We start from the raw sequence: 23179 nt of genomic DNA, 5'->3' as shown, positions 1-23179 counted from the left end.
GCATAAAAGGAGCTGCTGGACATGAAAGTGAAGATTAACCGCAATGCCGCGAAAGTCATGAAGGAAATGCTTAAAACTGCCGGGGATGGCCAACTGTTCCGAGTGATCATTACACATATGCATGGAGACCATGCCCACTATGACCTGGTGCTCGATACTCCGAAGGAACATGATGAGGTTGTAAAAACCGACAAGGATATCGACATTATCCTCGATTCGAGGGAGGAATATTTGGACGGGGTCTGGATTCAGTATTTCTACGTCCCGCGTGAGGAATTTTTAATTACAAACCCAACCAAAGGCGGACACCACCATCATTAATCCAGGACGAAGGGCGAAGGCGCATCTTTCGCCCCGATTTGGAAAATGCAATTGACTTTCCCGAAGCAATGCGTTAAGGTAGATGAAATCGCATATATTTCTTATCAAGAGAGGTGGAGGGAACGGCCCTTTGAAGCCTCGGCAACAGGCCATCTTAGGTACTGTGCCAATTCCTGCGGGCATTTGCCCGAAAGATAGGAAGAGAACGGATGCCGCCCTCTTTTTATCGAGAAGGGTTTTTTTGTTTATCTCCAGCACCCAGCGGCGGGACAGCTTAGGCCTATATTATGCTGAACGGGCGCTTATACTTTTTACATCGGGCTGCGGAGAGGGATATACTCCAAAAACTGAATAACGTTCTTATCAAGAGAGGTGGAGGGAATGGCCCTTTGAAGCCTCGGCAGCAGGCCCTTGGGCACTGTGCCAATTCCAGCAGGGGCATCCCTGAGAGATAAGGAGAGCAACGCATACCAACAAGCAACCTCTTCCTTAATGGGAGAGGTGTTTTTAGTAAAATCCAACGGAAAGGAGAAGGAAAGTGGCAAGGTTAACAGAAATGGTCGAAAAGAGGAAAGAAAAATTGATCGAAGAATTGCTTTCAAGGAACGTATACAAAACATCGGATGAAAGGCATTTATACGACGCGCCTCTAAAAACACTTGAAAATGAATATATGCTTCTATTAAAAAAGGAAGCCGGGCGCTAAAATTGCAGCGCCCGGCTTCTTGCTACTTCCACAACAGCGATAAAATCAACTTGTTTTTAAAAAGCTGGAGAAGGAATTCAGTATAGTATTCTTGCTTCAGGGAGACTGTCGCCTGTTTGTCGATGCTCTTATAAAAATATGCATCCGTGAGATCGTCATTTCCGTAAAAGTAGTCGCGGACGGCATTAAATTGCTTTTCAAGAGCCTGGTCGGTAAATATAATTGTAAATTCAAAATCCTCTCCATCTCGCTTCTCCCGGATATCCAGACGTTTTTGATCGTACGTGTAAACCAGTTCCATCGCGGTTTCCCTCCATCTATAAAAGATACCTTACATAAACATACACCGTGCAAATAGCGATGCTCAACAGCATAAGCGGGAATGCGATAACCAGGAATTTCATAAAAGAAATAGGGTGTTTTTCTTTCGCGGCCATGCCCGCTACAATCACATTGGCGCTCGCGCCGATCAAGGTCCCGTTCCCGCCAAGGCATGCGCCAAGAGCTAGGCTCCACCAAAGCGGTTCGAGGTTGGTGATACCCATTGAGCCCATGTCCTTAATCATCGGGATCATTGTCGCGACAAACGGGATATTGTCGATGAACGCGGAAGCGATGGCACTCACCCATAAAATCAGAAGCGCCGTCGCAGTTACATCTCCGCCGGTCACATCCATTGATTTCTCGGCCAAGAGTGATATAACGCCTGTTTCCATCAAGCCCCCAACGAGGACGAACAGCCCGATAAAGAAAAAGATGGTTAGCCACTCGACTTTTTTCATCGAGTCCTCAAGATAATGCTCGCCTGTCAAAAGCAGAAGCAGGAAAGCGCCTGCCAAAGCAATTGTCGCGTTTTCCACATGGATGAACTGGTGAAGGAAAAAGCCCAAAATTGTTGCTCCAAGGGCGAATAGCGACTTTTTCAGTAGGACAGTATCGGTAATTTCCGCTTTTTCATCGAGGTTCATAATGCCGGCTTTCAGCTCTTCCGTTGTCTTTAGTGACTTTCGATAAAGGAGGGCGAGAATGGCGAGATTCACAATCAATATGACAAACGAAATCGGCGCCAGGTTGACAATGAACGCTGAAAATGTCAGCTCCTTGACGGCGCTTCCAAGCATAATGTTCGGCGGGTCGCCAATAAGCGTCGCGGTGCCTCCGATATTGGAGGCGATAATTTGTGTAATGAGGTAGGGCATCGGGTTCACTTTCAGCTGCCTTGTGATGCTGAACGTGACAGGTACGATAAGAAGGACCGTCGTGACATTGTCTAAAAACGCAGAAGCCACAGCTGTAATCAGCCCTAATACAAGTAGGAGCTTCAATGGGTCGCCCTTTACTTTTTTCGCCGCCCAGATTGCCAGATAGCGGAACAAGCCGGTTTCAGCTGTAATGGCGACGATGATCATCATTCCTGTCAGCAGCCCAAGGGTGTTAAAGTCGATGTGGTGAAGCGCTGTTTCCTGATTCAGTATGCCTAGGAGGACCATGGCGATGCCCCCGGCCATCGCGATGATTGTCCTATGGATTTTCTCGGTTACGATAAATGCGTATGCAACCAGGAAAATTCCGATGGCAAGCAATGCTTGATTTGTCAAAATCCCCATCTCCCAATGTTAAAAAATAATGAAAGCTTTTGTAATTTTAAAAAAATGCTTTTCTAAAATTATATTTAAATAAAATAAAAAACACAAGGTCCCGGTATGGAAGAAACTATCAGTTTGTCCCCCATGCAAGAGAGGAAAACAGAAAGATAAACCCACTGCCGCGGATGGCGGCGGTTTACCAACTTTAGAGGGGAGCGATTGTATGGAATTCAAGGGCGGGGAATCATGGAAAAGATGGTTATTCCCCGGACTGGCGGGAATGGCAGCCGGGATTATGTTTATTTTGCTTATTGTAAAAATTTTACCTGGGAATTTCACAAATACGGATTCACCTGTTGAGTTATCGTCCACGGTCCATGCCGATGATGATAACCGTGAAACGGAAGTGACAGCGGCGGTCAAAAAGGCGAAGGGTGCGGTTGTCAGCATCACCAATTATCAGGGAGGAAGCATGTTTGATGGCTCGTTGCCTTCAAAGGCAGGGTCTGGTTCCGGAGTAATCTATAAAAAAGAAGATTCGAAGGCTTTCATTATTACGAATCACCATGTTGTTGATAAAGCAACCCAGCTTGAGGCAACCCTTCCAGACGGCAAAAAGCTGAAGGCAAAATTGCTGGGCTCCGACCCGATGACAGATTTGGCGGTTATCACCGTTGACGGGGAAGGGGTAAATGATGTAATTGAAATAGGGGATTCAGAAGATTTACAGCCAGGCGCTTCCGCCATAGCAATCGGGAACCCGCTTGGCTTCCTTGAAGGCACTGTAACGAAAGGGGTCATTAGCTCCGTGGCGAGGACGATGCCTGTGGACATTGACCAAAATGGGGAAGTCGACTGGCAGACAGAAGTTATTCAAACGGATGCGGCCATAAACCCGGGAAACAGCGGCGGAGCTTTGATTGACATCAACGGCCAGCTGATTGGCATCAACTCGGCCAAAATAGCCTTGGAAGAGGTAGAGGGAATCGGTTTTGCTATCCCGGTCCATGCCGCAGCCCCTGTCATTGAAAGCCTCGAAAAGTATGGAGAGGTGCGCCGCCCATTCATAGGGGTCGCGCCAGTGTCGCTGCAGGATATCCCTTCCCAGTATTGGAAGGACCCGCTTAATCTTCCTAATCATGTAACAAAAGGCGTAGTTGTCATGGAAGTTAGCCCGGATTCACCGGCTGAGAGGGCGGGAATAAAGAAATACGATGTAATTACCGCTATTGAAGGGAAAAAAATCCGGACAGTCATTGACTTGCGCAGCTTCCTGTTTAAAGATGCGAAAGAGGGGGAGCGCGTATCGGTAACAATTTACAGAGGAGGCCAAAAACAAAAAGTGACAGTCGAATTAGGGACTGCCAGATAATGCCCTATTGATCTTAAGCCGGCCGGCAGGAATCCCGGACCGGCTTTTTTCATGGCAAGGTATGCAACAAATGCACTAAACAGCCAAAAAGAAACGACAAATTTATGAATTTTTTACCAACAATACTCTCTCGCGGCGGACGCCATTATAAAATATTGGTATGGAATCTTCAGTGGCCTTTTCTTTTGTTTGAAATGGGATCGGCAATATAATCCGACCCTGGCACTTCAATGTGGAAATAGGTAGGGAATTAGGGAGAAGCCGGGTTATATATGGACTGGGAAGGATAGCAGGGATGGAGACGATTGAGAAAATCAAGGCGGATTATTTGGAACATCTTAAGCGTGTGCAAGAATTAGAGGCTAAGGAAAAGGAACTTGCTCAAAAACTCCGGATGAGCGAGTCGATTAAACTGAATATCCTCAATGCCCTGCCACTCAATATTTTCCTGGAAGACAGGGCCGGCAGGACGTTGTTCGGTAACGCGGAAGTACTGAGGGTCCAGGGAATGGAACTTGATGAGTTGATTGGAAAAACGGTCTTTGATTTTTTTCCGCGGCACATTGCCGAAATTAACAGGGCCGATGACTTGGAGATTTGGCGGCAGCGAAAATTGATTTCAAAGGAAGTCCCAGTTGGCTTCCGGGGTGAAGAAAGAGTCATGTATACCGGAAAAACAATCATTCGGGCGGAAAATGAGGACTTTTTACTTGGATTCGGCCTGGATATTACCGATCGGGTAGCGATGGAGCAAAAACTCAGGGAGAGTGAGGAAAAGTTCAGGAACGTGGTCGACCAGGCCGCGGACTGTTTCTTTCTGATCGGGCTAAACGGGGAATTTGTAAATGTCAACTCCGCGGCTGCCGAATTGCTGGGATATGAACAGGATAAATTGCTCGCCATGAATGCCAGGCATATCTTTGGAATCCTTCCTCAAAAATGGAAGAAATGCTGAAGGGGATGGAAAACAATCATTCCCTGCATTTCGAGGACAGGATGGCCGCCGTTGATGGAAGGGAAATCCCAGTGGATATTAATTTCCGGCTTATCCAAATTGGTGAAAAGCAAAAATTCCTGGCGCTTTGCCGGGATATACGTGACAGGAAAAAGTCAGAGGAAGCCATTAAGCATATGGCCTTTCATGACGCCTTGACAGGCCTTCCGAACAGATGGTACATCGAGTCCTTTATAAAAGAGTATTTCCAAAGGGCCGCCCAGAGGAAACTTGGAATCCTGCTCCTTGATTTGGATCATTTTAAAGTAATCAATGACAGCATGGGGCACCATGCGGGGGATAAACTGCTAAAAGAAGTAGCTGCAAGGCTTCACGCGGTTTGCTCACAGGGCAATATTGTCGCCCGGTTCGGCGGCGATGAATTTGTCGTGCTCATGCCTGACGTGGAAGCCGATGAAGAGACTTTCGTCGCAAGCGAAAAAATCATCCAAATCATGAAACAGCCCTTCCAAATTAATGGGAGCAAAATCATGATGACGACAAGCATTGGAATCAGCATCAGTCCACGGGGCGGCTGCGAAATGAATATGCTCCTTAGGAATGCGGATTTGGCGATGTACAAATCAAAAGAGAATGGGCGGAACGGCTATCGGCTTTATGAGCCATCGATGGATGCGAAGGCCGTCGAAAGGATGACAAAAGAAATAAAACTGAGGCAGGCACTTGAAACAAGGAGCTTTGTGCTCCATTACCAGCCAAAGCTTAACCTGCAATCAAATGAAATTTATGGATTTGAAGCGCTAGTACGCTGGAACCGGGAAGGAAAGATCCTTTATCCTGGTGAGTTCATCACTATAGCCGAAGAAACGGGTCTAATCGTACCGCTGGGGGAATGGGTCCTCCGGGAAGCCTGCAGGCAATGCCGGGAGTGGCATAATCTCGGCTATGAACATTTATCGATCAGTGTGAATCTGTCCCCGCATCAATTCCGTAAGCAAAATCTCGAAAAATTGATTGCCGGAATCCTTGAGGAAACTGGCCTTCCGCCATATGCACTAGAGTTGGAACTTACGGAAGGAACAGTCATGCATAATCCTGAAAGGGCGGCCGAAGTGTTGTCCAACCTAAAGTCGCTTGGGGTTACGATAGCGATTGACGATTTCGGAACGGGTTTTTCATCGTTGAGCTATTTAAAGCATTTTCCGATCGATGTACTAAAAATAGACCGTTCTTTCATAATGAATCTTGAACGTGATAATACGGATGCCTCAATTGCTTCCGCTATCATAAATCTTGCGCACAGCCTTAGGCTGAAGGTGGTAGCCGAAGGTGTCGAGACGCGTGAACAGATGAAGTTCCTTGGGACGAGTACATGTAATTATACTCAGGGATATTTCATAAGCAAGCCGTTGGAGGCGGACAAGGCATTCTCTTTTATTGAAAGTAGCTTCCTGCCAGTTTGATTAAGGAAGGCCCAGTGGAAAAGGGCCTTCCTTTTTTCATTTATATCTACTTTGTTTTTCGGCCTAATAATATTGAAAATCAAGTAGGATGGGAGGCATTTTGAATCGCTTTACAAAAATGACAGAAATTCGCCACAAACATATGAAGATTATGCGAATTTCGTGATGAAAGGAAAACAACATCCAGGAGTTTTTTTATAATGGACCTATACAAATAGCGGAGGTGCAGGAAATGAATATTACCACAATCATTGAACTGGAAAATAGGGAAGTTGAGAATTTGGCTGGCGGCAAGCTTGTCTTCGCAGAGGAACGGATTGATGAAAACATCGTCGAAACCTGTGTCGAATGCTTCCAGGAAATCGGAACGAATGAAAAAATTCTAACTGATGACGCCATGCAGCGAGTGTTCGAAAAATTGAAGGAAGACGGCATCATTCCTGGGGAAGTCGTTGAGTTTTCTTTTGAAATGCCATCATGCGGACAGTTGAGAAAAAAGTCGGAAACATCTTTTGATATTCCGCAAAAAGTAATCCTTTCTTTCATGAGTTAACTAATTGTCTGCATATTAAAAATAGAAAGCGGGACCTTTTGCGGAAGGGCCCGTTTTCTTTTTGAAAAGCGCCTTCGCTGGTGTGACAAAGGTCAAAGCCAGAATGCAATAGCATGTTTTATAATGGCAGTGGCTGGATTTCCCGGAGATATTTTGTAAGCGTTTACAAAAATCGAGAAAGTTGGAACGACAATGAGAAACGAAACGAGGATTACGATTTTGGCAGGGCATTTTGGAAGCGGAAAGACAGAGCTTGCCCTAAACCTGGCCCTTCAGGAACGCAAGGTGCATAAAAAGGTTGCGATTGCCGATTTGGATGTAATCAATCCATATTTCAGGTCCAGGGACGCCGCCGCCATTTTAAACGAAAACGGAATCGAATTGATTGGTCCGTCAGCAAGGCTTGCTTCCTCTGACCTCCCGGTGGTATCCGGGGAAATCTACCGGGTAATCCATGATCCATCCTACAAGATCATCATTGATGCCGGTGGTGAAAAGGACGGCGCGACTGTGCTTGGCCAATATTATCATGAATGGAAGGATATTGGGGCGAAGTTGATGTTCGTTCTTAACGCGAACAGACCATATGTGAGTACCTTGGATGGAATTATCGAGTCAATAAAAGGAATTGAGAAAGCAGCGAGGCTTCCGGTCACGGGCATTATAAACAACACGAATCTCGGCAGCGAAACCACGCCTGAAACTATTTTAAATGGGGAGTTCCTTGCCCGTATGGCAGCGGATCAACTTGGGATTCCGGTTGTTGCGACAGCAGTTTCAAGGAACATGGATGGAATCGGTGTTTTTGGCGGGAGGGAAGACATTTTTATCATTGACCGGTTTATGAAATTGCCATGGGAATGAGGAGGATGCGAAATGGAAAGAAGAGTCGTTTTTAATGAGGCGTATTGTAAATCCTGCAGCCTTTGTGTGCAGGTTTGCCCGGAAACAATTATCTTCCTGGCAGATTACCTGAATGGAAAAGGCTATCGCCCCGCAACAGTTATAGAGCAGGAAAAATGCATTAGCTGCGCGAAATGCGGCCAAATTTGCCCGGATGGGGTCATAACCGTCTATCGTCCGGAAAAGAAGAAGCGGACCGTATAGGGTGGCAAGTACAGATTTATAGAAGCATAATCATTTTCCTATGTGCTAGGAAAGGGGAATAACTATGGGAAAAGTACTTATGAAAGGCAATGAAGTTATTGCGGAGGCGGCTGTCCATGCCGGTTGCAAATATTTCTTCGGATACCCGATTACCCCCCAGAGCGAACTTGTTGCCTATATGGCAAGGCGGCTTCCGGAAGTAGGCGGCCTGTTCCTTCAGGCTGAAAGCGAAGTGGCGGCAATCAATATGGTGTACGGCGCCGCGTGTACTGGAGTTAGGGTAATGACTTCGTCGTCAAGCCCGGGATTCAGCCTTAAACAAGAGGGAATCTCTTATCTTGTTGGGGCGGAGCTCCCCGCGGTTGTTGTGAATGTTGTACGTGGCGGGCCTGGGCTTGGCAATATCCAGCCAGCCCAATCCGATTATTTTCAGGTGACAAAGGGAGGCGGACATGGAGATTATTATACACCTGTCCTTGCGCCGTCAAGTCTCCAGGAAATAGTAGACCTGACACAGGATGCCTTCGATATGGCAGAACGGTACCGGACCCCGGTAATTGTATTGGGCGACGGGATGCTTGGACAAATGATGGAACCAGTTGAATTTGGCGAACGGTCGGAACGGACGGATGTTCCCAAGGAGTGGGCGACGACAGGTACCCGGGGGGACGGGGATCGGAGGGTCATCTCATCGCTTGACCTTGACGCCCATGCCCTTGAGGCGCGCAATATCAGGCTCCAGAAAAAATTTGCTGTCATCAGGGAAAATGAGGTCCGGTACGAGGAGTACTTAACAGATGACGCCGAATTTATTGTGGCTGCCTTTGGCACGGTGGCCAGGATTGCAATGAATGCAGTTAATAAAGCGCGGCGGCAGGGAATCAAGGTTGGGCTGATCCGCCCGATTTCCTTATGGCCTTTCCCGGTCCAGCCTTTCCATGAAACAAGGGACTGCGTGAAAGCTTTCTTGTCTGTCGAAATGAGCGCTGGGCAAATGGTAGAGGATGTCCGCCTCGCTGTTGAAGGGCGCGCTCCTGTGGAGTTTTATGGGCGGACCGGAGGGGTTGTCCCGACCCAAGAAGAGATTTTCGCGAAAATCGCCGAGCTGGCAGGGAGGGTTGCCGTATGAGCATGAAGACTGTCTTTGAAAAGACAACGGGGCTGACTGAAAACCCGACTCATTACTGCCCGGGATGCACCCACGGAATTATCCACAGGATGGTCGGGGAAGTGCTGGAGGAAATGGGGATCCTTGAAGATACCGTGGGGGTGGCATCCGTTGGCTGTTCCGTTCTTTCCTATGAATATTTCAATTGCGATATGACCCAGGCCGCGCATGGCAGGGCGCCCGCGGTGGCTACTGGAATCAAGAGGGTGCTGCCAGACCGGTTTGTGTTTACGTACCAGGGGGATGGCGACCTTGCTTCGATTGGAATCAGCGAAGTCATCCACGCAGCCGCGCGCGGCGAGAACATCACCGTAATTTTTGTGAACAATGCCATTTACGGAATGACGGGTGGGCAAATGGCCCCGACAACGCTTATTGGGCAAAAAACGGCAACAAGCCCATTCGGCCGTGATCCACGCCTTCAAGGGTCGCCAATCCGGGTGAGTGAAATGATTGCGACATTGGACGGCGCCGCTTACATTGAACGGGTTTCTTCCCATGACGTCCCGAATATAATCAAAGCCAAAAAAGCGATCAGGCGGGCATTTGATACTCAAAAGAAAGGGCTTGGATTCTCGATGGTCGAAGTCCTGTCCACGTGCCCGACAAACTGGGGCCTGGACCCACATGAATCGCTTGACTGGGTTAAGGATAGCATGATCCCGGTTTACCCTCTTGGCATTTACAAGGGAGGGAATTGAACATGCTTGAAGAAATTATCATTGCGGGATTTGGCGGGCAGGGGATTATGTCGATGGGCCAATTGCTTGCCCATTCCGGTTTGCATGAAGGAAAATATGTATCCTGGCTCCCTTCGTATGGCCCGGAGCAGCGTGGCGGGACTGCGAACTGCGCTGTCGTGATCAGCGATGAACCGGTTGGCTCCCCCCTTGTAAGCTCACCTTCCGCGGCGATTGTCCTAAACCTTCCTTCGTATGAAAAGTTTGAGCCGAAGGTAAGGACGGGCGGGCTTCTGATAACGAATAGTTCGCTTGTCGCGGGCAAGAGCGGGCGGACCGATATCCGGTCTTTGGAAATCGACGCGACCGGCATTGCAAACGGGCTGGGGAACGGCAGAGTGGCCAATATGGTGCTGCTTGGCGCGTTTATCGAGGCAACGGGTATCCTTTCGTATGATTCGCTTATTGAATCGTTGAGAAAAGTCCTCTCAGCGGATAAACACCATTTAATCGACCTGAACAGGCTTGCCTTGGCAAAAGGAGCCGCCATAGTCCAGGAAGCCTCCATTAAATAACCAGAGAAAGCCGGATCCGCGGAGAGCGGCTCCGGCTTTTTTGAAGGAAATTTAGTGCCCAAACAGCTGTGCTCATCTCTTCCTTCGGTCACTAAAAGACGATTTAGAGCCCCAACAGCAACGGCCATCCTTCCTTCGGCACCACAAGTGGAATGCAACGTTCATAATTGACTTCAGCCATTGAAATGAATTTGTTCCTTGAGCTTTCACTACATATAACTTTCAAAACCTTTTGTTCCGCCGTTTGGAAGTGTTTGCGAATATTTTTTTCTTAAAGCGTGATTCACCTCACTTAATTGAAAATGATTTTCATTTATGATTGAATCAGAACAACAAAAACTTTAGGAGGCTTATGGCATGGACAAACATTCATTGTCACAATTCATGGAATATAGCAGCGAAAAATTTACAAAGAGGGTTATTTTTAAAAAAGGTGAGAGCACTGCTTTTGTCTTGAACTTCACCCCTGGGCAGCAGCTTCCGCCCCATAAGCATCCCGGGACGGAAGTGTTTCTCCTAGTTAAGGGCGGTTCTGGAACGTTTACGATAGATGGAGTGGAGCATGAGGCTGTGGCAAATGATGTGGTCCATTGCGGCGGGGAGGAAATGTTCGCATTTAAAAACAGCGGCAGCGAGCCCGTCAGCCTGTATGTGGTTTTAACAAAAGTTCCGTCACCGGAGTATGCGAAGGATATTTAATTCAAAAAGGTGCCAGACCCTGGATATGGGCCTGGCACCTTTTGCTTGGTTTCGTTCTAAGCGAGGCTATGCCTTTTCGCGAATCGGAGCCTTCTTTCCTCTGCCAAAGAACCACCAGTTCCAGTCGCCGAGCAGTTTCATGAGCGATGGCACCAATACCATCCGGATGAGGGTGGCGTCGATAAAGATGGCAATCGCAATCCCGACCCCAAGCTGTTTTACCGGCATAACGCCCGTGAAAGCAAAAGCGCCTGTAACGACAATCATAATCGCCGCGGCGGATGTGATAATTTTGCTTGTAGTCGTTAGGCCGAGGATTGTCGCCTTGCTATTGTCCCCCGTTTCAAGATAGTATTCCTGGATACGGGAAATCAGGAATACTTCATAGTCCATGGATAGGCCAAAGACGAGCGAGAAAACAAACACCGGAAGTATCAATGCGATATCGGCCGGGTCAGCCCCCAAATGGCCCTCCTGGAAAATATAAACGACGATGCCGAAGGTTGCCCCAAGGCTGAGCATATTCATTAAAATGGCTTTCAATGGTATCAGGATTGACCTGAATGCGAACATCAGGATGAAGAACGTTGAAATCACAATGAGAATCAGGCCATAAGGCGCCTTTTGAAAAATTTCATCGAAGTTTTCCTGTTCGAACTTAATGCTACCTCCAAAATAAGCTTTCAACCCGTATTCCTTTTCCGCCCAATCCCGTACCCATTTCCGGGCTTTATCCGAGTGCTGGCCGGTTTTTAAATATACTTTTACAAGCATTTTGTCGCCTTTAATAAAGTGCCCTTCCAACTGTTCAAGCTTGGCAAGCCTGGCAGGGTCGGCAGCCGAAAGCATTTTTGCCTGTGCATACTCCTTTGCGGTGGATACGCCAGCGGCCGTAAAGATGGACTCCACTGAATCGACCAGCTTGCTGCCCCCGAATTTGTCAATTGCTTTGCTTACCGCATACAGATTCATTTCTTCCGCCATATTGCCTTCGGATTCAAGGATGACCGTTATGGTTTGGTAATCGCGTTTTCCTTCAGGCTGGAATTCTTTCTGGAACGTCTCGTAAGCCGCGCGTGATTCGTAATTTTTCGGAAGCGAATTTGTCCCGGGTATCGTCAAATGCATATCTTTTACAGGGATGAGTGCCGTAAGCAAGATTACAAGGGCGGCAATCATCATCACAACCGGATACTTCATAACCGAATCCGCAAATGAATGCCAGCCGCTCTTTCGATTTTTCTTCGGCTTTATTATTGTAAATTTGTTGATTTTTCGGCCAAGGAGGGAAAGGAATGCAGGCAGGAAGGTAATTGCGCAAAGCGCCGATACGAAAACGACAATCATCCCGCCAAGGGCGACATTCTGGAAAATATCTATCTGGATAAAAAGTAATCCCGAAAGGCCGATAAAGACGCATAACGCGGAAAAAACAATCGACCGGCCCGCTGTTGCGATAGTCACCTCAATACTTTCCGAGACCGATTTCGTCCTCAGCTCTTCCTTATAGCGATTAATGATTAACAGCGCAAAGTCGATGCTCAACGCGAGCCCGATCATCGGAACAATATTTAAAATAAAAATTGATAAATCCGTAATATGGCTGAAGAAGTAAACAATCCCCATGGTCATCAAAATAGAAACGATACCAATAATCAATGGAACCGAAGCAGCGATGAGCCCGCCAAAAGCAAGGATAAGGACAACAAGGGCGATTGGCAGGCCAATCATTTCGGCCCGGGCCAGATCCTTTTGGCTAGCCTCATTGAGGTCCCTTACGATAACCGGTTCCCCGGTCATTTTTACACTCAGCCCATTCTTATCCTTAAGGAATGGCTCAAGCTCGCGTATCTCATCTGCAAGGCTTCCGGCATCCTTGTCAAATGTAACGATTCCATACGCGTAATTCCCTTTCATCATTCCATCCATTTTAAACGGGGAGATCAGCCCTGAAGCGGGCTTGTAGTTTTCAAGCCTGGTAAACGTATCTTCAATAAATGCATGCCATTTTTCATCAGGAACATCCTGGCTTTTCTCAAAAAGGAGAATGATGGTCGATTCAGGCTGGCCAAAATCCTTTTCGAGAATGTTCCTCGTCTGTTTATATTCACCATCGTATTCAAAGCCGTTGCCGCTTAAAACTGATGGCAGCTTAAATGCGAAAATGGCGAAAAAAACAATCGCCGCCACCCAGACCGCCAGCATCGAATATTTATATTTGCCCGCAAATCTTCCCAGCCGTCCCACAGTCCCTACCTCCTCTTCAACTCTCCAAGTTCCTGCCTTTTATGATTTTACTTTTTGCATTAGCTAACTATTAGACACTTTTCTCAATTCCCCCAACTTCCATATCCATCACGGCAGCACGCCAAACCGCAGAGGAAGAACTGCCTGTCAAATGATTGTTTTTTTGGTAAAATGGAGGCATGATACAGGATGCAGGTGATATGTGTGGAAAAAGAGAAATTGTCCAAAATAATAGAAGCGGCCAAGCTTTATTATCTTCTTGACTACAATCAACATGATATCGCAAAAGTGCTTGGTGTTTCCAGGCCGACAGTCTCAAGGCTTCTGCAGGCTGCAAAGTCGGAGGGCATTGTCCAAATAACGATTAAGGACCCGATGGAAAACGTGGAAAGCCTGGCTGAAGCGCTGGAGAGAAAATTCGGCCTGAAAAAAGCGATTGTGGTCTCTGTTCCACAGTATGAAGGGACAATCATTAAAACATTTCTTGGCGAAGCGGCGGCCGGTTATCTCCATGAGATCGTCGCGGACGGCGATATTATCGGAGTTACTTGGGGAACGACGATTTACCATGCGGCGGTCGAATTGAAACAAAAAGCGGTAAACAATGTAAACGTAGTACAGCTAAAAGGCGGGGTGAGCCATTCCGAGACGAATACGTATGCTTCCGAAATCCTCTATTTGTTCGGGAAAGCGTTCAATACGGCTCCACATTATCTTCCGCTTCCGGCAATAGTCGACCATCCCGTGGTGAAGCAGGCAATGGAGGCTGACAGGCATATCAAAAGGATCCTTGACCTTGGCAAGCAGGCGAACATCGCGCTGTTCACGATTGGCCCTGTCAAGGAGGAATCACTTCTTTTCCAGCTTGGCTATTTCTCGGAAAGTGATTTGGATTCCCTGTACGGGAGGGCGGCCGGGGATATTTGCTCTAGATTTTTTGACCGGGACGGAAATATCTGTAATGAAAGCCTGAATGACCGCACGCTTGGGATTGAGCTTGAGGAATTGAAGAAGAAGGAGCACTCCATTCTGGTGGCCGGAGGGCAAAATAAAGTTGAAGGAATCCATGGAGCATTGAAAGGGCACTACGCAAATGTACTTGTTACCGACCACTTTACCGCCCAATTCCTGCTTGATAAAGTAGACCAGGAATAAAACGTGTTACATTTGTTCAAGTTTGATTTTACAAATGTTCGGTTGTTTTGTTATAGTTAAAGTGGAAAAAAGGAGGAATGGATATGTCTCAAAACATTGCAGGCATGATTGATCATACATTATTGAAAGCAAATGCAACGAAAGCGGAAATTACAAAGCTCGCTGAGGAAGCAAAGGAATATAAATTCGCCTCGGTATGTGTAAATCCTACCTGGGTAAAAACAGCGGCAGAGCTGCTCGCTGGTACACCGGAAGTGAAAGTATGTACGGTTATTGGTTTCCCGCTCGGGGCAAACACCCCTGAAACGAAAGCCTTCGAAACAAAGAACGCGATCGAAAACGGCGCCACCGAAGTGGATATGGTTATCAACATAGGCGCTTTGAAAGATAAAGACTATGAATTGGTCGAGCGCGATATCCAGGCGGTTGTCGAAGCGGCAAAAGGAAAGGCGCTTACGAAGGTCATTATCGAGACAGCGCTTCTGACCGATGAAGAAAAAGAAAAGGCCTGTGGGCTTGCGGTGAAGGCAGGAGCGGACTTCGTAAAAACCTCAACCGGATTTTCCACCGGAGGGGCGAATGAAGCGGATATCCGGCTCATGCGTTCCGTGGTCGGGCCTGAAATCGGCGTCAAGGCGTCCGGAGGCGTCAGGGGCAGGGAAGTCGCCCTTAAGCTGATTGAGGCGGGAGCAACGAGAATTGGCGCAAGCTCAGGAATCGCAATCGTAAAAGGGGAAACTTCCGACAGTTCTTACTAATTTGTAATAATAATGAGGGATAAAATGAAAGAAATCATATTGGCGCTGGTGGGAGGCATGGTTGTTGGGCTCCTGTTCAAGTTCATTAAGCTGCCTTTGCCCGCGCCCCCAGTTTTTTCAGCAGTAGTTGGTGTGTTTGGTGTTTATTTCGGCGGTGTCGTATATGATTGGTTAATAAGGGTTTTGCAAAGCTAGCAAACAGGGAGTGGACACATTGAATGAGAAGGAATTAATCCAGGAAGCGATAAAAGCCAGGGAGTTTGCGTATATTCCTTATTCCAAATTCGCGGTGGGAGCGGCTCTATTATCTAAGGATGGCCAGGTATTCCGGGGCTGCAATATTGAAAATGCCGCCTACTCAATGACCAATTGCGCCGAGCGGACAGCGATTTTCAAAGCGGTGTCCGAAGGGATTACCGAGTTTAAAGCAATTGCCATTGTCGCCGACACAGACAGGCCATGTTCGCCATGCGGCGCCTGCCGTCAGGTAATCGCGGAGTTGTGCGGGCCGGAAGTGGATATTATCCTCACCAATTTGAAGGGTGAAGTTTTACGCGTCCGCTCAGAGGATATTTTGCCAGGGGCATTCCTTCCAAAAGACCTCGAATAGCATAATAACAAAGCCGGCAGCGTAGTCTTGCCGGCTTTTCAATTATTAAAGACTATTTTGAAACAAATGGATTTCCCGTAATCCAAAACCGCCATGGATAGTCCTTTGCTTCACCAGAGTTGCCGATCCCGATTCTTGTCCCTGTGGAAATGGATTCGGGACCAATTCCTTTTGCGATGAAAAGCGGCGGTTCCGTCAATCTTCTTCCATAGTCCTCCATCGTGATGCCAAGAGCCTTTGTCAGCTTCCCTGGTCCGCTTGTCAGTTTAATGGTTTGGTCAACGCCCCTTCGTTCATGCATGAGCCCTTCCCCGTAAACAGGTTCGACAGCCCTAATGAGGACCGCCTCAGGCTTGCCTATTCCCCCGCTCACTACATTGACGAGGCAGTGCGTATGCATCACATACGTATAGGCCAATCCGGATTCGCCAAACATCACTTCTGTTCTTTTTGTCCGCCTGTTGAGGTAACTATGGGCCGCTTTGTCGCCAGGGCCAATATAAGCTTCTGTTTCAACGATATACCCGCCTGCAAGGCCATCACGCGTCTCCTTTGCCAAAATGCATCCCAGCAGGGAACGGGCGAGCAACAGGGTGGGCTGTTCGAAAAATTCCTGGTTCACTGGCGCGGGAATGATATAATTCTTTTTAGTATTTTCTTGTGACATGAAAACCTCCAACTTGGGCTTTTTTTAAAACGCTTCCCTTCCATCGACGATTTTAATCCGGGAAAAAGGGGGATTAGTCAGAAAGTACAAAAAAACTTCACAAATTCGCTTTTCCACGAAACAAGTTAATTAAAAAAATAACATGCATGCAGCCCTTTAAAAAGGGGCTAAATGTCATTGAATGTTCCTGATTTTCTAACCTTATTTAAGGTATAATAGATGTGTTTAGGGATTTATGATGGGAAGGGACTAATAAAGGGGCGTAAATAATGGACATGAAGAAAGAATACCGTATCGAAAAAGACTTCCTTGGGGAAAAGGAAGTGCCAATTGAAGCCTATTACGGGGTTCAAACGATGCGGGCGGTAGAAAATTTCCCGATCACTGGCTATACAATCGATTCAAGCCTAATTAAATCGATGGCAGTCGTAAAAAAATCGGCGGCCATGGCCAGCAGGGATACAGGCCAGCTGGATGGCGAAATTGCCAGCGCAATCATTGCTGCCTCGGATGAAGTAGTTGAAGGGAAATGGCATGACCAGTTTATCGTCGACCCAATCCAGGGAGGCGCGGGTACATCGGTAAACATGAATGCGAACGAGGTAATTGCCAACCGGGCCCTTGAACTGCTTGGGAAGCCAAAGGGCAGCTATCACTATATTAGCCCGAATACGCATGTAAATATGGCGCAGTCGACAAATGATGCGTTTCCAACCGCAATCCATATTGCCGTACTCTCTTCACTTGAAGGCCTCTTGGAAAATATGGAATCGCTTCAGGGAACATTTGTTGAAAAAGCGAAGGAATTTGACGATGTTATCAAAATGGGCAGGACGCATTTGCAGGACGCCGTTCCAATCAGGCTTGGACAGGAATTCCAGGCATATGCGCGTGTGCTCTGGCGGGATATTGAAAGAGTCAGGAATTCACGGCGGCATCTTTACGAAGTTAATATGGGGGCGACAGCAGTTGGGACCGGCTTGAATGCCGATCCTGCCTATATTGAAAAAGTTGTCGGCTACCTTGCCCAAAACAGCGGTCTTCCACTTGAAAAGGCTGAACATCTCGTAGATGCGACACAAAACACGGATTGCTATCTTGAAGTATCGGCCGCGCTAAAAGTATGCATGATGAATATGTCAAAGGTTGCGAATGACCTGAGGATGATGGCGTCCGGACCGAGGGCGGGCCTTGGGGAAATCAAGCTGCCGCCGCGCCAACCGGGCTCGTCCATCATGCCAGGCAAAGTAAATCCGGTAATGGCTGAGGTTCTGAACCAGGTGGCATTCCAGGTTATCGGGAACGACCATACGATCTGTCTAGCATCGGAAGCGGGCCAATTCGAGTTGAATGTGATGGAACCTGTTCTTGTCTTCAATCTCCTGCAATCGATTAAGATTATGACGAATGTCTTTGATGTATTCCGCAAGTATTGCCTTGAGGGGATTGAGGCCAATCGGGAAAGGCTCGAGGAGTATGTCAATAACAGTGTTGGCATCATTACCGCTATCAACCCGCATGTCGGATACGAAACCGCCGCCGCCATTGCGAAGGAAGCCATAGAGACTGGCAAATCGGTCCGTGAGCTTTGTATCGAAAAACAGGTATTAACCGAGGCTGAACTTGACGCCATCCTTCATCCATTTGAAATGACGGACCCTGGAATTGCAGGGAAAGAGCTTTTGAAAAAGAAGGTATTGGTTGAGGCTTAATAACGAAAAGAGGGCATCTTCAACAAATGAAGATGCCTTTTCTTTGTTTAAATGAGTTCCCCGGCTAGACCGAATATGACGCTCCGGGACAGGATGACGGGCTTTGTGGTATGGGCCTGGGCAATGGATTTCATCTCCTCGGTATAGCCCATGCAATCAAGGACAATAGCCATGGCGGGAAAGCGGTCAAGCCTCCTTACAGCCTCTATCATGTTTTCTTTACTGAATTCATAAGGAGAGCTGTCGGCGTGGATGGCATGAAAGCCGGCCTCTTTCCATTTATCGATAATCGCGCCGCCCTGCTCCGGGAGGGGAACAATTACAGCTAGCGGCCCCTCTCTCAGCAATCCTTTAACAGCAAAATTAAGTAAATGGTCCGGATAAATAATCGGGATTTCACTTTTGAATAATGGGAATTTGCCTGTGCATGCCAGGATAATGAGGGAAACTCCTTCCCTATGCAGTTCATCTACCAATCCTTGGATGATGGGAATGACCTTTTCTTTTGCCATTGTCGCGCTTTCCCCGTTCCGCATTCGGGAAATGAGGACTGTATGTCCTTCTTCCGGCAAAAGTTCCTGAATTTCTTTGACTGTTTTTCCATCAAGGACCCCCTTTTCCAAAATTCTGGTCCCTTCCGGAAGGTGCTTCCTGATATCCTGGATCATATCGACCCTTGGCGTCTGCCCGATTGTAATTACTCCGACCATTTTCGGCATCACAGTCACCCCTTTTTAACATAGGCTTCATTGCCGTTGATATAAGTGGCCAAAATATTTGAGCGGCTGTCGAATGGGTGGCGAGACCAGATGACAAAGTCGGCATCCTTTCCGGCTTCGATGGAACCGACGCGGTCCTGGATGCCAACGCGCCGCGCCGCTTCACTTGTGATGCTTCTCAGCGCGTCCATTTCATTTAGCCCGAATTTAACCGCCTCGGCCGCGCACAGGATTAAATAGTGAATTGGAATGAACGGATGATCCGTCATGATGGCAAAGGGAATTCCCGCATCATGGAACAGTTTTGGTGCGGCTGGCGTTGAATTCCTCGTTTCGTATTTTGTAGAAGGAAGCATAAATGGCCCAAGCGTGACGCTGGCGCCGCTTTCCTTTATCGCATCTAGCATTAGATGGCCTTCTGTGCAATGCTCAAGTGACAACTGGATATTGAACTCCTTTGCAATCCGTATAGCGGTGGCAATATCATCAGCGCGGTGGCAATGAAGGTGGAGCGGCATTTTCCCTTCCAAAACCTCAATAAATGGGCTGAGTTCCGTCCGTTCAGCCATATGGGTTGTCCGTTCCCCGGCTGAAAGGTTAACAGCTTGCTGGAAGCCATCACGGATGATTTGCGCAACCCCCATCCTAGTGAGAGGAGTTTTATTATAGGATTGTCCAAACACATTTTTCGGATTTTCCCCAAGCGCGCCCTTCAACCCGCTCCTTTTGACAATCAGCATGTCTTCAAGCGAGGAACCGCCTGTTTTGAGAATGCTCCAGACCCCGCCAATCGGGTTGGCGCTGCCCGTTCCGGTTTGTATGGTGGTTACGCCGCCTTTCCTCGCCAGCTGGAATGAGAAATGGTTTGTATTGATGCCATCGATCGCATCCATTAAGGGTGTAAATGGCTCGGAATATTCACAGGCATCATTGACATGTTCGTCAATTTCACCCCAAATGCCGACATGGGTATGGATGTCAATCAAGCCGGGGGTGATAACCATCCCGGCGACATTTTCTATCCTGGCATCGGAAGGAATGTCCGTATTTGTCCCGGCCTTTATAATCTTTCCGTCCTTAATCCATAAATCGGCGTTGGACAGAACGGTATTGCCATTATTCATTGTGTAAATTTCAGCACCACGAAAAATTGTAAGCATCGATATCACTCCCACCTGTAAACTTCTTTGCCTTTTATAAACGTACGCACAGCCCGGGCTGTTAAATCAAGGGGATGCTTATTCCAAAGGGCGATATCAGCTAATAACCCTTCTTCAATGCTTCCGGTTTTATGGTCAATTTTCAAAAGCCTGGCGGCATCAAAAGTCAGGCCGTTTAAAATGGTTTTTTCGGGTACTCCGGCCTTTAGGGCCAAAGCGCCTTCAAGCTGCAGATGGGTAACCGAACTGGTTGGATGGTCTGTTGAAAAAGTATAGGGAACCTGTTTTTCAAAAAGAGAACGAAACAGCGATGGGTCGAGGTTCTTTAGTTCACCTCTGTCCATTGGCTGAAAGCATGGCCCGGCAACAACAGAATAGGAAGCGCCTGATGGCACTCCCGCTACAAGCGGTAATTCCGTCCCATGCACAAGGTTAACATGGAGGCCGAATTCTCCGGCAATCCGAAAGGCGGTGGCGATATCATCAGCTCGGTGGGAGCGGATGAAAATAGGCGTTTCCTCCAAATTGTATTGTAGCCGGAGGGCTTTTAATGATTCACGGATTTTTTTCGCAATCCCCATGCGGGTGAGCGGAGTTTTTGTCCTGCCCCAAAAAGCATATTTTGGCACATCTCCCATGGAGAAGGAGAAGCCGAAGTTTTTTTTCAATACCATTTCATCCACTGTTGCCCCATGGGTATGGATAACCGAAGTTTTTGCCCCGACAATGGCTTCGGGGGAGGAAACGATATGGGCCGCGGTTACTCCTGAAGAAACCGCATCATCAAATGCCTGATCAAATGGATAAATGCCGTCGACTACTTCCAGGTTGAATCCATTTTCAACATTAGGCTCGTATCCATCATTGCCTTCCCAGCGGACGCCGGTTTCCTTCAAGCCAATTTGCGAGCAGGTGTCGATGAAGCCAGGGGTCATATATAGGTTGGAAGCATCAATTTTTTCGCAATCCGGCAAAGGGGAGGAGGGAGGGAGGATTGAAGAGATTGATTGATCTTCAATCAGGACGGTCTTTTTTGTAAACTCACCAGTAAGTCTGTTATAAACATTGGCGTTAACAATGGCGGTCATTGACATGGATTATGCCTTCTTTCCGTTTAAAATAAAGAAAAGCAGAGAGATTTCCCTCTCTACTTTTCCGAATAAAAAATGATTAAAATTTGTCTAGCTCCACCGCCCAGCGCCTAGTGTACTTCGGTCCCCTCGCTACGATAAGTCAACATCGATTCGCATTCGCTCATCGTGTTTCCTTTATCTCCATCGGAGCCCTCCAGTCCATACGGCGCTAAACGGGCGTTTCCGCTTTTCTTTATTCCAACCAAACGTTGGTTCCGTTAGGAGAGACAATTTTAATGGAGGAATCAGGTGAGACTTCGAAGCCATGTACTTTTTTGTTTACGCCTGCTGTAGCGTCCATTGTCTCAAGCTCAACCCTTGGTACTTCCTTCATAATAATTTCAAGGGCCTGTTGGTAAAGCTTCGCGCGTTCGTTCTGGTCGACTGTTTCAGAGGTTGCACGGTTCAAAAGAGAATCGACTTCGGGATTCGAGTAGCCTTTTCCGTTTCCGAGAGCGCCAATCTGGTCAGTGTGGAACAATTGGTACAGGAAGAAATATGGATCTGGGTACCATGTCCATCCGCCAATTGACATCGGCGCGTTTCCTTTCGCAACAGTGTCACTGTAAGTTCCCCATTCAACAACTTTCAGTTCAACATCGATATTGAGGTTTTCCTTCATTTGATTTTGGAAAATCGTTCCGTATGGAACCCGTCCTTCGGCCAAGTAGAGTTCCGTTTTGAACCCTTCTGGATAGCCTGCTTCAGCTAAAAGCTTTTTCGCTGCTTTTGGATCGTATGTCGGAGTAAGTTTTTCAAGGTCTTTGCTGTAACCCCATGAACCTTTTGGAAGCGGCATATAGGATTTTTCCGCTCCGCCCCATTTATTGACTCCTTTTACAATTTCCTCTACATTCGTTGCCTTGTAAATAGCTTCCCGTACTTTAGGGTCAGCTGTTGGGCCTTTTTTATTGTTTAAATCCAGGTAGGTAATGGCAAGAGAAGGGGTGGACTGCAATTCCAGGTTGGCATCCACCTTAACCAACTCCCGGTTTTGGCCTTTAATGTCCATTCCAATATCAAGGTCGCCGGAACGGAGCGAGTTTGTCATCGTATTTGGTTCAGGAATGATGCTGAAATTCACGCCGTCCAAATGCGGCTTTTCACCCCAATACTTTTCATGCCTTACTAGCTTTACTTGGGAATCTTTTTTCCAATCCTTGATTTGGAAAGGACCGGTTCCTACTAAATGGCTCCCAAAAGAATCTCCCCAGCCTTCTACTTCTTCTTTAGGGACAATTAGGTTCCCCCCGTCAGTCAGCATTGCCAGCAGCGCCGCATTTGGCTCGCTCAAATGGATTGCGACCTCGTTTTCCCCTACTACTTCAACGCTTTCGACGCCACGGAGGCGGTTCATGGCGGATTCTTTCGCGGAACGTTCAAGGCTGTACTTTACATCCTCGGCTGTCATTTTTCTTCCGTCCTGATATTTGCCAGGTTGGAAGTATACGTCGTCACGGAGTTTGAAATTATATACTTTCATATCATCGGAAACTGACCATTCTGTCGCCAGTGAAGGAACAAATTCACTTAGTTCCTTATTGTAAACAACAAGTGTATCCCCAATTTGAAGCATGACCTGTGATTCATATAGGCCTGTATATTTAATTGGGTCCAGCGTTTTCGGATTGGCTGAAAGGCCGATCCGTAATGTGCCCCCATCCTGCGGTTTTCCCGAGGCAGCGTTTTTTTCGCCGCCTGAAGAGGACGTAGTGGCCGTACTGCTACCTGAAGAGCAGGCACTCAAAGCAAGAATGGCTACAGTGAGGACCAAAAAGAAAAGACGACTGCTAAACCTTTTTTTCATCGATAAGCTCCTTCCTGTTGTTTCGA

25 protein-coding genes and 2 riboswitches are annotated in these 23179 nt (G+C 47.4%); of the genes, 17 read left to right on the top strand and 8 right to left on the bottom strand.

All coding sequences use genetic code 11. The features are described 5' to 3' along the window. Positions 1-21: 21 nt before the first annotated feature. Both DRW41_RS19300 and fbpA read left to right on the top strand, forming a co-directional pair. The gene (locus tag DRW41_RS19300) at positions 22-321 is read left to right on the top strand and encodes an iron-sulfur cluster assembly accessory protein (RefSeq protein WP_115453663.1); all 300 of its coding nucleotides are present in this window, start codon (positions 22-24) and stop codon (positions 319-321) included. A 98-nt stretch (positions 322-419) separates the two neighbouring features. Then, positions 420-522: riboswitch (SAM riboswitch) on the top strand. Between the two features lie 156 nt (positions 523-678). Further along, positions 679-779: riboswitch (SAM riboswitch) on the top strand. Positions 780-859: 80 nt separating this feature from the next. Next, the gene (gene fbpA, locus DRW41_RS19295) at positions 860-1027 is read left to right on the top strand and encodes a Fur-regulated basic protein FbpA (RefSeq protein WP_245959499.1); all 168 of its coding nucleotides are present in this window, start codon (positions 860-862) and stop codon (positions 1025-1027) included. A 22-nt stretch (positions 1028-1049) separates the two neighbouring features. Here fbpA and DRW41_RS19290 read toward each other — a convergent pair whose 3' ends face one another. Both DRW41_RS19290 and DRW41_RS19285 read right to left on the bottom strand, forming a co-directional pair. Continuing rightward, the gene (locus DRW41_RS19290) at positions 1050-1328 is read right to left on the bottom strand and encodes a hypothetical protein (protein ID WP_115453662.1); all 279 of its coding nucleotides are present in this window, start codon (positions 1326-1328) and stop codon (positions 1050-1052) included. A gap of 16 nt (positions 1329-1344) precedes the next feature. Further along, on the bottom strand, positions 1345-2625 hold the full coding sequence (locus tag DRW41_RS19285; RefSeq protein ID WP_115453661.1) for an ArsB/NhaD family transporter: 1281 nt from the start codon (positions 2623-2625) through the stop codon (positions 1345-1347). A 211-nt stretch (positions 2626-2836) separates the two neighbouring features. On the opposite strand from DRW41_RS19285, the gene DRW41_RS19280 reads away from it, so the two are divergent. From DRW41_RS19280 to DRW41_RS19240, 10 genes are all read left to right on the top strand, one after another. Then, entirely contained in the window at positions 2837-3985 is a 1149-nt protein-coding gene (locus DRW41_RS19280) for a S1C family serine protease (RefSeq protein WP_115453660.1), read from the top strand. Positions 3986-4280: 295 nt separating this feature from the next. Next, positions 4281-4940 (top strand): PAS domain-containing protein, encoded by a 660-nt coding sequence (locus DRW41_RS23500; RefSeq protein WP_281272338.1) that lies wholly within the window; start codon positions 4281-4283, stop codon positions 4938-4940. Then, the gene (locus DRW41_RS23495; protein ID WP_281272337.1) at positions 4925-6403 is read left to right on the top strand and encodes a sensor domain-containing protein; all 1479 of its coding nucleotides are present in this window, start codon (positions 4925-4927) and stop codon (positions 6401-6403) included. The genes DRW41_RS23500 and DRW41_RS23495 overlap by 16 nt, the downstream gene beginning before the upstream one ends. Before the next feature lie 232 nt (positions 6404-6635). After that, positions 6636-6956 carry a hypothetical protein gene (locus tag DRW41_RS19270; protein WP_115453659.1) on the top strand — a complete coding sequence of 107 codons (321 nt, stop codon included), beginning with the start codon at positions 6636-6638 and terminating at the stop codon, positions 6954-6956. Positions 6957-7148: 192 nt separating this feature from the next. Further along, the gene (locus DRW41_RS19265; RefSeq protein ID WP_115453658.1) at positions 7149-7820 is read left to right on the top strand and encodes an ATP-binding protein; all 672 of its coding nucleotides are present in this window, start codon (positions 7149-7151) and stop codon (positions 7818-7820) included. 12 nt (positions 7821-7832) lie between these two features. Next, complete coding sequence (locus DRW41_RS19260) at positions 7833-8063, top strand: 4Fe-4S dicluster domain-containing protein (RefSeq protein ID WP_115453657.1); 231 nt, start codon at positions 7833-7835, stop codon at positions 8061-8063. Between the two features lie 64 nt (positions 8064-8127). Continuing rightward, positions 8128-9192: a 3-methyl-2-oxobutanoate dehydrogenase subunit VorB gene (locus DRW41_RS19255; protein ID WP_115453656.1), complete on the top strand. Its 1065-nt coding sequence runs from the start codon at positions 8128-8130 to the stop codon at positions 9190-9192. Next, positions 9189-9932: a thiamine pyrophosphate-dependent enzyme gene (locus DRW41_RS19250; RefSeq protein ID WP_245959498.1), complete on the top strand. Its 744-nt coding sequence runs from the start codon at positions 9189-9191 to the stop codon at positions 9930-9932. The genes DRW41_RS19255 and DRW41_RS19250 overlap by 4 nt, the downstream gene beginning before the upstream one ends. 2 nt (positions 9933-9934) lie before the next feature. Further along, the gene (locus DRW41_RS19245; protein WP_115453655.1) at positions 9935-10486 is read left to right on the top strand and encodes a 2-oxoacid:ferredoxin oxidoreductase subunit gamma family protein; all 552 of its coding nucleotides are present in this window, start codon (positions 9935-9937) and stop codon (positions 10484-10486) included. 357 nt (positions 10487-10843) lie between these two features. Continuing rightward, the gene (locus tag DRW41_RS19240) at positions 10844-11185 is read left to right on the top strand and encodes a cupin domain-containing protein (protein WP_115453654.1); all 342 of its coding nucleotides are present in this window, start codon (positions 10844-10846) and stop codon (positions 11183-11185) included. 66 nt (positions 11186-11251) lie between these two features. On the opposite strand, the gene DRW41_RS19235 is transcribed toward DRW41_RS19240, so the two are convergent. After that, positions 11252-13432 (bottom strand): MMPL family transporter, encoded by a 2181-nt coding sequence (locus DRW41_RS19235; RefSeq protein ID WP_342772005.1) that lies wholly within the window; start codon positions 13430-13432, stop codon positions 11252-11254. A gap of 204 nt (positions 13433-13636) precedes the next feature. Between DRW41_RS19235 and deoR the strand changes: the two genes are divergently transcribed. The 4 genes from deoR (at position 13637) to DRW41_RS19215 (ending at position 15955) form a co-directional block, all read left to right on the top strand. Beyond that, the gene (gene deoR, locus DRW41_RS19230) at positions 13637-14587 is read left to right on the top strand and encodes a DNA-binding transcriptional repressor DeoR (protein WP_181884648.1); all 951 of its coding nucleotides are present in this window, start codon (positions 13637-13639) and stop codon (positions 14585-14587) included. Between the two features lie 83 nt (positions 14588-14670). Further along, complete coding sequence (gene deoC, locus DRW41_RS19225; protein WP_115453652.1) at positions 14671-15345, top strand: deoxyribose-phosphate aldolase; 675 nt, start codon at positions 14671-14673, stop codon at positions 15343-15345. Between the two features lie 24 nt (positions 15346-15369). Continuing rightward, a complete protein-coding gene (locus DRW41_RS19220) occupies positions 15370-15540 on the top strand; it encodes a XapX domain-containing protein (RefSeq protein WP_115453688.1) in 171 nt (56 codons plus the stop codon). Positions 15541-15550: 10 nt separating this feature from the next. Beyond that, complete coding sequence (locus DRW41_RS19215; protein WP_281272336.1) at positions 15551-15955, top strand: cytidine deaminase; 405 nt, start codon at positions 15551-15553, stop codon at positions 15953-15955. A 52-nt stretch (positions 15956-16007) separates the two neighbouring features. Here the strand turns inward: DRW41_RS19215 and DRW41_RS19210 are convergent, their stop codons facing one another. Beyond that, positions 16008-16622 carry a DNA-3-methyladenine glycosylase gene (locus DRW41_RS19210; RefSeq protein WP_115453650.1) on the bottom strand — a complete coding sequence of 205 codons (615 nt, stop codon included), beginning with the start codon at positions 16620-16622 and terminating at the stop codon, positions 16008-16010. A 269-nt stretch (positions 16623-16891) separates the two neighbouring features. On the opposite strand from DRW41_RS19210, the gene aspA reads away from it, so the two are divergent. After that, a complete protein-coding gene (gene aspA / locus DRW41_RS19205; RefSeq protein ID WP_181884647.1) occupies positions 16892-18334 on the top strand; it encodes an aspartate ammonia-lyase in 1443 nt (480 codons plus the stop codon). Positions 18335-18381: 47 nt separating this feature from the next. On the opposite strand, the gene DRW41_RS19200 is transcribed toward aspA, so the two are convergent. The 4 genes from DRW41_RS19200 to DRW41_RS19185 form a co-directional block, all read right to left on the bottom strand. Next, positions 18382-19053, bottom strand: a complete 672-nt coding sequence (locus tag DRW41_RS19200; RefSeq protein ID WP_115453649.1) for an AroM family protein — start codon at positions 19051-19053, stop codon at positions 18382-18384. Between the two features lie 5 nt (positions 19054-19058). After that, the gene (locus tag DRW41_RS19195; protein WP_115453648.1) at positions 19059-20213 is read right to left on the bottom strand and encodes an amidohydrolase; all 1155 of its coding nucleotides are present in this window, start codon (positions 20211-20213) and stop codon (positions 19059-19061) included. A gap of 5 nt (positions 20214-20218) precedes the next feature. After that, positions 20219-21307 carry an amidohydrolase family protein gene (locus DRW41_RS19190; RefSeq protein ID WP_115453647.1) on the bottom strand — a complete coding sequence of 363 codons (1089 nt, stop codon included), beginning with the start codon at positions 21305-21307 and terminating at the stop codon, positions 20219-20221. 232 nt (positions 21308-21539) lie between these two features. Then, positions 21540-23153, bottom strand: a complete 1614-nt coding sequence (locus tag DRW41_RS19185) for an ABC transporter substrate-binding protein (RefSeq protein ID WP_115453646.1) — start codon at positions 23151-23153, stop codon at positions 21540-21542. Positions 23154-23179: the final 26 nt, after the last annotated feature.

The organism is Neobacillus piezotolerans (genome assembly GCF_003362805.1).
Taxonomy (GTDB): Bacteria; Bacillota; Bacilli; order Bacillales; family Cytobacillaceae; genus Bacillus_D; species Bacillus_D piezotolerans.
This window is presented reverse-complemented; position numbering and strand designations above follow the sequence as displayed.